The sequence below is a fragment of the Streptomyces longisporoflavus genome, assembly GCF_014649775.1.
In the GTDB taxonomy this organism is placed as follows: Bacteria; Actinomycetota; Actinomycetes; order Streptomycetales; family Streptomycetaceae; genus Streptomyces; species Streptomyces longisporoflavus.
Genome location: NZ_BMTR01000066.1, coordinates 1 through 12,370 on the forward strand (window position 1 = coordinate 1; position 12,370 = coordinate 12,370).

The window sequence follows — 12,370 nt, forward strand, 5'->3', positions numbered from 1 at the left end:
TCAAGGAACGGACGCTTCCTTTGTACTCACCCTCTCGGGCTTTCCTCCGGGCGCTTCCCTTCGGTGTTTCATTTTGTCTTGCTGTCTTGCGTTTCCGACTCTATCAGACTCTTTCGTGTCCGATTTCCTCGGTGCCTTTCCGGTTCCCGCTCCGGCCTTTCGGCTTTCGCGTTTCCCTTTCCGGCGGTTCCGACTCTATCAGATCCTTTCGGGCCTGATTCCCAGTCAGTGGGGCTTGCCTTCCCGGCTGTTGGGCCGTTCCGACGTCTCAAACTCTAGCGGGTTTCCCCGGCGACTCATAATCGAGCCTTGGAATTGAATTCGGGCACGCCGAAATCGATCCCGGTGGGGTGTCGTGCAGAGTTTGTTTTGCCGCGTTTCAGCGGCGGGAGTGGCTGTCGCAGAACCGTTACGGCTCTGTGGCAACCCGAAGAACCTTACGGATCCACTGGGTGACTGTCAAACGCCGTGGTGGGGCGCTCAGTCCAGGTCGGTGAGGCGTCCGCCCGCGTCCGGCTGGGCGTCCTCGACCCTTCGCAGCAGACGGGTCAGTACTTCCCCGAGAGCGCCGCGCTCCTCCTGCGACAGGTCCTGGAGAAGGTCCTCCTCGAAGACCGTGGCCAGGCGCATCGCCTCCAGCCACTTCTCGCGGCCCTCGGCGGTGAGCTCGACGATCACCCGTACGCGGTTGGTCTCGTCGCGGTCCCGCGTCACCAGACCCTCCGCCACCATGCGGTCGATGCGGTGAGTCATGGCCGCCGGCGTGAGACCGAGGCGCCGCGCGAGCTCGCCGGGTCCCAGTTGGTAGGGAGCGCCGGAGAGGACGAGCGCCTTGAGGACCTCCCACTCGGCGTTGCTGATGCCGAGGGTCGCGGTCTGCCGCCCGTAGGCGACGCTCATGCGTCTGTTGAGACGGCCGAGGGCCGAGACGATCTGCTCGACCTGGGGGTCGAGGTCCTGGAACTCCCGCTGGTAGGCGGCGATCTGCTCTTCGAGAGTCGGCTCGGTGGGGCCGGGAGTGTCACCCATGGCCCGCAGTATGGCACGGCCCTACTTGGCGTTGAAGTTCTTCGGTGTGTATTGTTTAGTCTCTAACTTTAGCTTCGAAGTCTTCACTTCGAAGTCCTCACTCCTAAGGCAGGTGAAAGTGACCAGGGCGATGGGCGCAGCGATGCGCCGTATTCAGGTCGGCAGCGCGCTGAGCGCGTTCGGCGTCGGGTTCACGGTTCCGTTCCTCTATGTCTACGTGGCGCAGGTGCGGGATCTGGGGGCCAGTACGGCGGGCATCGTGCTCGCCGCGTTTGCCATGGCCGCTCTGATCGTCCTGCCCGTCACCGGGCGCGTGATCGACCGTCGCGGCCCGCTCCCCGTACTCATGGGAGCCGCGCTGACCGCGGCGGTGGGCGCCCTTGCCCTGGGCTTCTCGGACAGTGAGCCGACCGCGATCGTCTCGGCCGCTCTCCTGGGCGCGGGCACCGCGGTGATGCAGCCGGCGCTCGCCACGATGATCGTCTGGTGCTCGACGCCCGACACGCGCACGCGTGCCTTCGCGATGCAGTTCTTCCTGCAGAACCTGGGTCTCGGCATCGGCGGGCTCTTCGGCGGTCAGATCGTCGACGAGCACGACCCGGGCAGCTTCATCACGCTGTTCTCCATCGAGGCCGTGATGTTCCTGGTGCTCGCCGCGATCGTCGTCACCGTGCGGCTTCCGCACGCGCCGTCCATCCAGGACGCCGTGCCCACGGACGGGGCGGCGCCGAAGAGCGGGCTGCGGGTGCTGCTCCGGCACAAGGCGATGGTGCAGCTGTGCGTGCTCGGCTTCGTGCTGTTCTTCGCCTGCTACGGCCAGTTCGAGTCGGGTCTCTCCGCGTACGGCGTGGAGGCGGCTGGCATCTCGCCTTCGACGCTCGGCATCGCGCTCGCCGCCAACACGGCCGTGATCGTCGTCGCGCAGTTCGCCGTCCTGAAGTTCGTCGAGCGGCGCAAGCGGTCCAAGGTGATCGCCGCCGTCGGTCTCATCTGGGCCGTCGCGTGGCTCGCGGCCGGGTACGCCGGGCTCGGGCACGGCAGCCAGGCCATGGCGACCGCCGCGTTCATCTCCACGTACGCGCTCTTCGGGCTCGGTGAAGCGATGCTGTCGCCGACCGTCGCGCCGCTGGTCGCCGATCTGGCGCCGGCCGGGATGGTCGGTCAGTACAACTCGGCGTTCGCCCTGGTGAAGCAGCTCGCGCTGGCGGTCGGTCCCGCGGTCGGCGGTCCGATGGGGGCCGCGCTGCACGGGCCGTACATCGTGACGTTCCTGCTGTTCTCGCTCGGCATCACGGTGCTCGCGGTGCGTCTGGGGCGGCGGCTCACTCCGCTGCAGGACCAGCCGTACGCGGCGAAGAGCCGGGTGGTCGCGCAGGGCACCCCCGAGCCCGTACCCGCGAACTCCTAGGCACTAGGCGGGCACTACGCGCGCGGGAGGGCGAATTCGCACCAGACCGCCTTGCCGCCGCCCGGTGTGCGCCGCGAGCCCCAGTTCGAGGCGATCGTGGCGACGATGGCGATCCCGCGCCCTGCCTCGTCGGCGGCGTTGGCGCGGCGCCGCCTCGGCAGGTGGTCGTCGCCGTCCGTCACCTCGATGATCAGGCGGCGGTCCGTACGACGCAGGCGCAGGCGCATCGGCGGGGTGCCGTGCTGGAGGGAGTTGGCGACCAGTTCGCTGGCCGCCAGGACGCCGAGGTCGTGCAGTTCGGGCGGGAAGCGCCAGCTGGCGAGGACGCCGGTCGCGAAGGCACGCGCGCGTGGAGCCGCTTCCACGCCACCGAGCAGCTCCAGGGCCGCGTTGCGGAACAGCTCGGCGTCCAGGCCCTTGCGCGCGGGGTGCTGGATGACGAGCACTGCCACGTCGTCGTCGTGGTCGGCCGTCACTCCCAGGGCGCGGATCAGGCGGTCGCACACCACCTGGGGCGTGCCGGTGGCGCCCCCGAGGGCGCGCTCCAGGGCGGCGACACCTTCGTCGATGTCCTCGCTGCGCCGCTCGACCAGGCCGTCCGTGTAGAGGACGGCGGTCGAGCCGGGGCCGAGCGGGACCGTCCCCGACGTGTGCAGCCAGCCGCCGGTGCCGAGCGGCGGGCCCGTGGGCTCCTCCGCACGGTGGATCGTGCCGCCCTCGTCCCGTACGAGGATCGGCAGGTGCCCGGCGGAGGCGTACGTCAGGCTGCCTTCGTTCGGGTCGTGCACGGCGTAGACCATGGTGGCGATCTGGCTGGCGTCGATCTCTGCGGCGAGGCCGTCCAGGAGCTGGAGGACCTCGTGCGGGGGCAGGTCCAGGCGGGCGTAGGCGCGCACGGCCGTGCGGAGCTGGCCCATGACGGCCGCCGCGCGGACGCCGCGGCCCATGACGTCGCCGATGACAAGGGCGGTGCGTCCGCCGCCGAGGGTGATCACGTCGTACCAGTCGCCGCCGACCGCGGCCTCCGTCCCGCCCGGCTGATACGTGGCGGCGATACGCAGGTCGTCCGGCTGTTCCAACTCCTGGGGAAGCAGCGAGCGTTGCAGGGTGACGGCCGTTTCGCGCTGGCTGCGTTCGCTGGCGCGCAGGCGCTCGGCGGCCTCGGCGTGGTCGGTGACGTCGGCGGCGAAGACGAGGATGCCGTCATCCATGAGCTGCGCGTCGGTGCCGCTCACGGGGAGCGTCACGGGGGTGCAGGTGAAGGTGTACGAACGGCCGCCGGCGGCCTTGCGGGACTTGACCGTGCGCGGCTTGCCGCTGCGCAGGACCTGGTCCAGAAGCGGCAGCAGGCCGAGCTCCTCCAGTTCGGGCAGCGCGGCGCGGGCGGGTTCGCCGACGGGTCGCTCGCCGAACGCTGCGGCGTACGCGTCGTTGACGTAGGCGATGCGGTGCTCGGGGCCGTGCACCAGTGCGACGAGGGCCGGGATGCGGTCGAGCACCTCGCGGGTCGGCAGGTCGTCGACGCCGGCGGCGGCAGGGGTGAGCGTCGTGCCCTCCTTGCCTCCTTCGGCGCGGGCCGCAGGGACGGAGCTTTCGGTTCGCTGTGGCGGGGAGATCCCCGGGTCGGTGCGCGCCGCTGCGCGGCGCTGCGTTCCGGGGAGCCGGGCGCTCCAGCGCGTGAAGTTCACTGCGGTAGGCCTCGTGATGTCGCTTCTGGATCGGGCGGGGAATTCCGGCGGTCCTGGCCCGCCCATGGTCACACGAACAGTCTGGCCGACCGGACTGACATCCGTCAGACGCCGGTGCCGCGCGGGGAGTTCCTGCCTCCGGTCAGGAGGACTCCTTCGGGCTTCTGCCCCCGGCCGCGAGTTCGAACTCCGCACGCGGGTGCTCGAGCGATCCCAGGGAGACGATCTCGCGTTTGAACAGGCCCGACAGGATCCATTCGGAGAGCACCCGGGACTTGCGGTTGACGGTGGGCACGCGGCTCAGGTGGTAGACGCGGTGCATGAACCAGGCAGGGTAGCCCTTCAACTTCCGTCCGTAGACATGTGCGACACCTTTGTGCAGTCCCAGGGAAGCGACCGAGCCCACGTACTTGTGCGTGTACTTCTTGAGGGGCTGTTCGCGCAGGGACGCCGCGATGTTGTCGCCGAGCGTCCTGGCCTGGCGCACCGCGTGCTGCGCGTTGGGGGCGCACTCCTTGCCGGGCTCGTCCGCCGTGACGTCGGGGACGGCGGCCGCGTCTCCCGCGCCCCACGCGTGCGTGACGCCCGCGACGGTCAGCTCGGCGGTGCAGTCCAGGCGCCCGCGTTCGTTCAGCGGCAGGTCGGTCGCGGCGAGCACCGGGTGCGGTTTGACGCCCGCGGTCCACACGACTGTGCGGGTGGGAAAGCGCGCGCCGTCACTCAGTACGGCGACCCGGTCCTCGCACGAGTCGAGGCGCGTCTCCAGGCGTACGTCGATGTTGCGGCGCCGCAGCTGACTGACGGTGTACTTGCCCATCTCGGCGCCGACCTCGGGCAGGATCCGCCCGGTTGCCTCGACGAGGATCCACTTCATGTCCTCGGCCTTGACGTTGTGGTAGTACCGCGAGGCGTAGCGGGCCATGTCCTCCAGCTCGCCGAGCGCCTCCACGCCCGCGTAACCGCCCCCCACGAAGACGAAGGTGAGGGCCGCGTCGCGGATCTCCGGATCGCGGGTGGAGGACGCGATGTCCATCTGTTCGATGACGTGATTGCGCAGGCCGATGGCCTCTTCGACCGTCTTGAACCCGATGCCGTGCTCGGCCAGGCCGGGGATCGGCAGGGTGCGCGCGACGGAGCCGGGGGCCATGACGATTTCGTCGTACGTGATGTCGACGGCGCCCGTGCCCTCGTCCTCGGTGGCGAGCGTGGTGAAGGAGGCCGTGCGCTTGGCGTGGTCGACCGACACGACCTCGCCGATGACGATGCGGCATCTGTGCAGGACACGGCGGAGCGGGACCACGACATGGCGCGGCGAAATGGAGCCGGCCGCGGCTTCGGGCAGGAATGGCTGATAGGTCATGTACGGATCGGGCGTCACCACCACGATCTCCGCTTCGCCCCGCGTCAGCTCCGGCTTCAGCTTCCGCTGGAGGCGCAGCGCGGTGTACATGCCGACGTAACCGCCGCCCACAACGAGAATGCGCACAGGTTCCTTCACCATCCCATGACGCACCCAGCTCTTGAGTTTGTCCACAGGCTGAGCAATTTGTGTGACCGGCCGCGGCCTGCGGCACGCCGTCGGGCTCGTGCCGGGGTGTGGGAAAAGTGCGCAGGTCAGCAGGGGGGAGAGGGGGAAAGCAGTGGGGTGCATTCGGGTCGGAATCGGTGCGTACTCCGATCGGGGGGAGCTCCGTGCGGAACCCGCCTCTTCTGAATTGACTCTGCCTCAACTATGTTCGTGTGTCGTCGGGGTGTCGGGGGATGCGCTCGTCGGGTCCGGTCAGGATCCGAAAATCGGGCTTGCTCCTCACGCTCCGGTTGTCAATGGCGGGGAGTGTCTCCGGGGGGAGACGTCATTACCGGGGGAACGCGTATGCATATTCAGGAATCTCACTGGACTTCCACCACAGCGTCGGCATCGGCCGTCGCCACCAGCGGGAACGGACGCGACATGGGGGACGGGCCGCGTTCGACGCCGCTGCGTGTGGACGCACAGCGCAATCTCGAGCATGTTCTTCGCGCGGCGCGCGAGGTCTTCGGCGAGCTGGGTTACGGCGCGCCGATGGAGGACGTCGCCCGGCGCGCACGCGTCGGCGTGGGCACGGTCTACCGCCGGTTCCCCAGCAAGGACGTGCTGGTGCGGCGCATAGCCGAGGAGGAGACCTCACGGCTGACCGACCAGGCGCGTTCGGCGCTCGGGCAGGAGGACGAGCCGTGGTCGGCGCTCTCGCGCTTCCTGCGCACGTCCGTCGCGTCGGGCGCGGGCCGGCTTCTGCCGCCGCAGGTGCTGCGGGTGGGCGTCGCGGACGAGGTCGCGGACGGGCGGGAGGACGAGGCGCGCGTGCCGCAGCAGCGGCAGGCGGCTCCGGCCGGTCCCGAGCTGCGGCTCGTCGAGCAGCGTCCGGCCCCGGCCGAGGAGTCGGCGGCCGACGACCCCGGGGCGGTCGCGCTCCTGGACGTCGTCGGGCGGCTGGTGGAGCGGGCGCGTGCGGCGGGCGAGCTGCGCGCGGACGTCACCGTGTCGGACGTGCTCCTGGTGATAGCCACGGCGGCGCCCTCGCTGCCGGACGCGGCACAGCAGGCGGCGGCCTCGTCGCGGCTGCTCGACATCCTGCTCGAAGGCCTGCGCTCGCGTCCCACGGTCTGAGGCGGTACGTGCGGGGCGCGGGGCCCGTCCGGGTCGGTACGGGGTCGGCGTGAAGTCGGTACGGGGTCGGTGGCTCAACCTCCGGGGTGTACGCGGCGGTTGAGCCTTCCCCGAATGGGTGAACGGTAGTGCTCGAAAGCGGGAAGTCACCTCGGAAGAGTGGTTGACCGTCATCGCTGTTCGCCGGCGCGGGACCGTGTGGCACGCTTTCCCGGATATGGCCGGGTCCGAGTGTGCAAGCGGGGGCTTCCGCGATGAGTGGTGACGGGCGGGACGATTCATCCTCCGCCTTGGGCGGGGAGGCCGCGGGGCTTCCTCCTCGGCAGGTTCCGAGCCAGGGCGGTCCCGGAACCGGCCCGGGCCACAGCTCCGGCCCGGGCCCCGGTGGTGCGGATCCCAGCGTTCCGCAGCAGCGGGAAGGCAGCCGGAGCGCGACCCCGGCGCCCCTCGCACCCCTCACGCCCCCCGGGCCCTCCGTGCCATCCGCGCCGGGAGACAGTCCGCTGCCCGACAGCGACCTGATCACCCGCATGCGGTCCGGTGACGACACCGCGTACGAGGAGCTGTACCGAAGGCACGCCGAGGCCGTCCGCCGGTACGCCCGCACCTGCTGCCGCGACGCGCACACCGCCGACGACCTCACGGCCGAGGTCTTCGCGCGGATGCTGCAGGCCGTCCGGGGCGGCAGCGGGCCCGAGCACGCGGTGCGCGCGTACCTGCTCACCACGGTGCGCCGCGTCGCCGCCGGGTGGACGAAGTCGGCGAAGCGGGAGCAACTGGTCGAGGACTTCGCCGTGTTCGCGGCGCAGGCGTCGCGCGGCTCCGAGGTCTCGGACGACACTGCGTCCATCAGCTCCTTCGGAGCGGGCCTCGACCCGGGCGCCGACGTGCGCGCGATGCACGAGGCCGAGCAGTCCATGGCCATGCAGGCGTTCCGGAGCCTCCCGGAGCGCTGGCAGGCCGTGCTGTGGCACACGGAGATCGAGGACGAGTCCCCGAGCGACGTCGCCACGCTCTTCGGCCTCGACGCCAACGGCACCCGGGTCCTTGCCAAGCGGGCCCGCGAGGGGCTCAAGGAGGCCTACCTCCAGGCCCACGTGAGCACCGCCCTCGCCGAGAACGAGGAGTGCGCCCGCTACGCCGACCGTCTCGGCGCCTACGCCCGCGGCAGTCTGCGCACCCGGGCCGAGCGCGGTCTGCGCGCGCACTTGGAGGAGTGCGCCAAGTGTCGGCTGGCCGCCGGTCAGATCAAGGAAGTCGCGAGCGGCATCCCCGCAGTCGTGCCGATCGCGGTCATCGGCTGGTTCGGCGCCGCCGGGTACGCGAAGGTGGCAGCCCTTGTCGGCGGTGGCGCCGCGGGTGCGGCTGGCGCCGGTGCGGCGGGCGCGGCAGCGGCGGGCGGCGGCTCGTCCGGCGGGGCCGCGGGCGGTGGCGCTGCCGCCGAGGGGCTCGGAGCGCCCGCGAAGGCCGGTATCGCCGCGGGTGTGGTCGCCGTGGCCGCCGCGGCGGTCGCCCTCGCGCTCACGGCGGGCGGGGAGAAGCCCAAGGACCTGCCGAGCGCCGGCCAGCCCCCGGCCGTCGATCCCGTCGTGCCGAGCAAGCCTCCGCCGCCGGCCCCGAAGCCCGTGCCGAAGCCGGAGTCAGAGCCTCAGCAGCCGGTGGCCGAGAAGAAGCCGAAGCCGAAGCCGTCGGCGAAGCCCGCCCCCGAGCCGAAGCCGACCCCGACGCCCACTCCGAAGCCCGAGCCGCCGACCCCGAAGCCGACGCCCACACCTTCCCAGCCGAAACCGAAGCCGCCGCCTCCTCCGCCGCCCGCTCCCGCCGTCTACCAGTGGAGCGAGCTGCGGTACGGCCTCGTCGGCGACGGCACCAAGCCCGAGATGCGGCTCGGCGAGAGCAGCTGGGTCTGGCAGCGGGGTGGCCTGTCCATCGCGGACACGCGCTACGGCCACGGGGTCACCGTCCACGGCCGGTCCTCCGTCACCATCGACCTGAACCGCACCTGCTCGACGTACGAGGCGGTCGTGGGCGTCGACGACATGACGATGGGCCTCGGCAAGGTGCGCTTCTCGGTCTTCGGCGACGGTGTGCGGCTCTGGCGCTCACCGATGATCAAGGGCGGGGACACGGCGGTGCCCGTGCAGGTGAACCTGACGGGGCGCAAGACGATCCGCCTGGTCGTCGAGCCGCACTCACCGTTCGACTCGGCCGCACTCGCGGACTGGGCGCAGTCACGTTTCCGCTGCGCGTAGATCTGTCAGGGCTTCGGGGGCCGTGAGGTTGGTGCCTGTGGCGTGTTCGGTGTTGTAGCGGTTGGCGCCGAGGGAGGTGCGCGCCTTCTGCTCCACCTGTTCGGCGTCGGACCGTTCGGGCATCGGGCGTGGCGTGCCGTTGCGCAGCCGGGTGCCGAAAGCGAGGAGCCGGACCGCGCGCGGGTGATCGCCGAGTCGGCTGACCAGGGTGGCCCCGCTGTCCACCAGGGCGGCGATGACCAGTTCGGCGCACCTGCCCTCCAGGGCTTCGCGCAGGGCGTGCCGGAGCAGCGGCAGCGCCTGCTCGGGGCCGGACTCGGCGGCCACGATATTCGCCTCGACGTTCCGCAGGCCCGCGATGAACTGCGGCGGCGGGGAGCCCCGGTCGGCGTCGGCGCGAGAGGCCTCGAGGAGGGCGCGTGCCTCGGCGATGTCACCGGCGTCGAGGGCCATCATCGACTGCAGCATCCGCATGAACGCCCGGGCGTCCGCCACGCCGTACCGGTCGGCCTCGGCTCCTCCCTCGTGGAGCGCCTTCATCGCCAGGTCGCGGTCACCCTCGCGGAACGCGATCTCGGCGAGCCGGACGATGAGGAAGGGCGTCTCCGCGTACGCACCCACCTCGTACGCGAGCCGCAGCGCTTCGTCGTACTCGGCGCGGGCCTCTTCGTGCAGGCCGCGGGCCATGGCCGCCTCGCCCGCCGCGCTGGACACCTGGGCGCGCATCCAGCGGTCGCCCGCGCGCCTGCTCAGCACACGCAGCTCGGCGAGGTCGTCGTCGACCCCGGAGAGGTTGCCGGGGGCGTCGACGGCCAGGTGCGTACGGAACATCAGGCTGACGCCGACCTCCCAGTCGCCGCCGTATTCACGGCAGTTGGCGACCACCTGGTCCATGGCGGCCCTCGCCGCGTCGGAGTCGTCGAGGAAGGCGGCGACGAACGGCCAGATGAGCCCGGGGAAGCGCGCGGCAGCCGGGCCTGGCCGCGCGAAGGCGTCCCGTACGCGGGCGATGTACGCGCGGTTGTCGTCACCGGTCAGTTCGTCCGTCGAGCCGGACTCCGTCGCCACGAAGAGGCGAAGCATCCGCAGGCTCATCCAGGACCAGTGGAGCGGGTCGTCCGTACCGTCGTCGGAGACGCTCCCCGTGCCTTCTGACGGCGCCGGCGGCATGGGTGGTGCGAGGCGCAGGATGCGGTCGATCCACTCCATGCTCTCTCTGCGGTAGTTGCGCAGCCACCAGAACCAGGCGACGCCCAGCGCGAGTGCGAGGGCGTCTTCCGTCCGGCGTGACTCGATCGTGCGCTGAAGGGCCGCACGGATGTTGTCCAGCTCGGTCTCCAGGCGTTGGATCCACGGGAGTTGGTCCGCCGAGCGGAGCAGGGGTTCGGCCTTCTCGACCAGCGCCCGGACGTACGCGGTGTGGCGGTCGGCCGCGGCGGCGCGGAGCTGCGGGGTCTCGGCGGCACGCTCGGACGCGTACTCGTGGATGGTCTCCAGCATGCGGTAGCGCATGTCGCCCGTGGCCGTGGGCTCGGCGATGAGCAGGGACTTGTCCACGAGGGCCCCTACGAGGTCGACGGCGGGGCCGGTGCAGACCGCCTCGGCCGCCGGGAGGTCCCACCCGCCCGCGAAGACGGACGCCTCGCGCAGGACCGTCCGCTCGGGCTCGTCGAGCAGGTCCCAGGACCAGTCGACGACGGCCCGCAGGGTCTGCTGGCGGGGCAGGACCGTGCGGCTACCGCTGGTGAGGAGGCGGAAGCGGTCGTCGAGTCGGTCGGCGATCTGCCGGGGCGTGAGCAGCCGCAGCCGGGCCGCGGCCAGCTCGATGGCGAGCGGGAGGCCGTCCAGGCGGCGGCAGATCTCGGCGACGGCCTCGGCATCCTCCTGAGGGTCGAAGTCCGGGCGCACGGCCGTGGCGCGCTCGGTGAACAGGCGGTGCGCGGGGTCGGGCGGCAGCGGCTCGACCGGCCGTACGAACTCGCCCGGCACGGCAAGGGGTTCGCGGCTGGTGGCAATGACGGTGAGGTCCGGGCAGTGCGTGAGGAGTGTCTGGGCGAGTTCGGCGGCGGCGCCGATGACGTGTTCGCAGTTGTCAAGGAGCAGGAGCAGGCTGCGCGGGGCGCAGTACTCGACGAGCAGGGCGACCGGGTCGCTCTGCGGCGCCGTCAGCTCGCTGGTCAGCAGCACGGTCTCGCGCAGACCGAGCGCGCTGACGACAGCGCCCGCGACCGCCTCGGGGTGGTCGAGCGGGGCGAGCTCGGCCAGCCATGCCTGCGGATGCCCGGCGGCGGCTTCCTCGGCGAGGCGGGTCTTGCCGGAGCCGCCGGGGCCGGTGAGAGTGACCAGGCGGGCTCGTCGTAGATCTGAACGGATGGCGGCGAGTTCGGGTTCCCGGCCGACGAAAGAGGTCAGCCGGGGGCGGAGATTGCCTGCCCGCGCCGACTGCTCCCGCCGCTCGGACTGCTCCCGCCGCTCGGGATGTTCCCGCCGCTCGGGATGCCCCAGGCGCTCAAGCTGTCCCGGGCGCCCGAGCTGCTCCCGCCGCTCGGACTGCTCCCGCCGCTCGGACTGCTCCCGCCGCTCGGACTGCTCCCGCCGCTCGGGATGCCCCCGCCGCTCGGGATGCCCCCGCCCCTCGGGATGCCCCAGGGGGCCCGCGCCACAGGGCGTGCGCCTCGCGCAAGGTGCGGGCGGCCGACTCCGGGTCGTCGCGCTGCAGGGCCGCCTTGCCCTCTCGTACGAGGCGTTCGAAGCGGTGCAGGTCCACGTCTTCGGGGGTGGCGGCGAGGCGGTAGCCGCCGGATTCCGAGACGACGGCGTCCTTCCCGAGGGCGCGGCGCAGGCGGCCGACGAGGGCCTGGAGCGCGGCGGGGGCGTCGGCGGGCGGCTCGTCCCGCGCCCATACCTCGTCGATGAGGGTGTCCGCGGGGACGGTGCGGTCGGCCCGGAGCGCGAGGACGGCGAGGAGAGCGCGCAGCCGCCTGCCGCCTACGGGCAGGGGCGCCCCCTGTTCGTCGTACGCCTCGGTGGCGCCCAGAATTCTGTACCGCACGGGGTCATTCTCGCCGGTGGGGCGGGACGAGGCGCGGGGGTTTCCTCTCCCCGAACCCGACCCGACCTTTCCCGGCCCTTCCCGGATCTTCCGGCTCAGCCGGGCTCTCGGCCCGGCCGATCACCGGCCCCGCCGAATTCGTCCTCAAACGCCGGACAGGCCGAGATAGCCGCCCCACCGGCCACCCGCCGAACCACCGGCCACCCGCCGAACCAGCCGCCGAACCGGCCACCCCCGTTATCTTTTCCGCGGTCCTGCAATGGGACTGCTGGCCTCCGGGCCCGGCATGACTGT

The 12,370-nt window shown here is 71.6% G+C and carries 8 protein-coding genes; 3 read left to right on the forward strand and 5 right to left on the reverse strand.

The genetic code is table 11. From position 1 onward, the window contains the following. Window positions 1-480: 480 nt before the first annotated feature. Window positions 481-1,029 (reverse strand): MarR family winged helix-turn-helix transcriptional regulator, encoded by a 549-nt coding sequence (locus tag IE226_RS42750; RefSeq protein ID WP_190086939.1) that lies wholly within the window; start codon window positions 1,027-1,029, stop codon window positions 481-483. A 130-nt stretch (window positions 1,030-1,159) separates the two neighbouring features. On the opposite strand from IE226_RS42750, the gene IE226_RS42755 reads away from it, so the two are divergent. Continuing rightward, window positions 1,160-2,437, forward strand: a complete 1,278-nt coding sequence (locus IE226_RS42755; protein ID WP_190086940.1) for an MDR family MFS transporter — start codon at window positions 1,160-1,162, stop codon at window positions 2,435-2,437. A 14-nt stretch (window positions 2,438-2,451) separates the two neighbouring features. Here the strand turns inward: IE226_RS42755 and IE226_RS42760 are convergent, their stop codons facing one another. Beyond that, window positions 2,452-4,125: an ATP-binding SpoIIE family protein phosphatase gene (locus IE226_RS42760; RefSeq protein WP_190086941.1), complete on the reverse strand. Its 1,674-nt coding sequence runs from the start codon at window positions 4,123-4,125 to the stop codon at window positions 2,452-2,454. Window positions 4,126-4,267: 142 nt separating this feature from the next. Next, entirely contained in the window at window positions 4,268-5,626 is a 1,359-nt protein-coding gene (locus IE226_RS42765; RefSeq protein ID WP_190086942.1) for an NAD(P)/FAD-dependent oxidoreductase, read from the reverse strand. A gap of 372 nt (window positions 5,627-5,998) precedes the next feature. Between IE226_RS42765 and IE226_RS42770 the strand changes: the two genes are divergently transcribed. Both IE226_RS42770 and IE226_RS42775 read left to right on the forward strand, forming a co-directional pair. Then, window positions 5,999-6,772: a TetR/AcrR family transcriptional regulator gene (locus tag IE226_RS42770; protein WP_190086943.1), complete on the forward strand. Its 774-nt coding sequence runs from the start codon at window positions 5,999-6,001 to the stop codon at window positions 6,770-6,772. Between the two features lie 254 nt (window positions 6,773-7,026). Next, complete coding sequence (locus IE226_RS42775; RefSeq protein WP_190086944.1) at window positions 7,027-9,024, forward strand: sigma-70 family RNA polymerase sigma factor; 1,998 nt, start codon at window positions 7,027-7,029, stop codon at window positions 9,022-9,024. On the opposite strand, the gene IE226_RS42780 is transcribed toward IE226_RS42775, so the two are convergent. Both IE226_RS42780 and IE226_RS45385 read right to left on the reverse strand, forming a co-directional pair. Then, the gene (locus tag IE226_RS42780; protein ID WP_229871957.1) at window positions 9,004-11,211 is read right to left on the reverse strand and encodes an ATP-binding protein; all 2,208 of its coding nucleotides are present in this window, start codon (window positions 11,209-11,211) and stop codon (window positions 9,004-9,006) included. The two genes, IE226_RS42775 and IE226_RS42780, sit on opposite strands and share 21 nt — an antisense overlap. Before the next feature lie 322 nt (window positions 11,212-11,533). After that, complete coding sequence (locus tag IE226_RS45385) at window positions 11,534-12,076, reverse strand: AfsR/SARP family transcriptional regulator (protein WP_373307121.1); 543 nt, start codon at window positions 12,074-12,076, stop codon at window positions 11,534-11,536. Window positions 12,077-12,370 lie beyond the last annotated feature (294 nt).

Bases quoted from the DNA above. Each gene is read 5' to 3' on its own strand.
- IE226_RS42750 (WP_190086939.1), bottom strand. From the start codon at position 1,029: ATGGGTGACACTCCCGGCCCCACCGAGCCGACTCTCGAAGAGCAGATC.
- IE226_RS42755 (WP_190086940.1), top strand. From the start codon at position 1,160: ATGGGCGCAGCGATGCGCCGTATTCAGGTCGGCAGCGCGCTGAGCGCG.
- IE226_RS42765 (WP_190086942.1), bottom strand. From the start codon at position 5,626: ATGGTGAAGGAACCTGTGCGCATTCTCGTTGTGGGCGGCGGTTACGTC.
- IE226_RS42770 (WP_190086943.1), top strand. From the start codon at position 5,999: ATGCATATTCAGGAATCTCACTGGACTTCCACCACAGCGTCGGCATCG.
- IE226_RS42775 (WP_190086944.1), top strand. From the start codon at position 7,027: ATGAGTGGTGACGGGCGGGACGATTCATCCTCCGCCTTGGGCGGGGAG.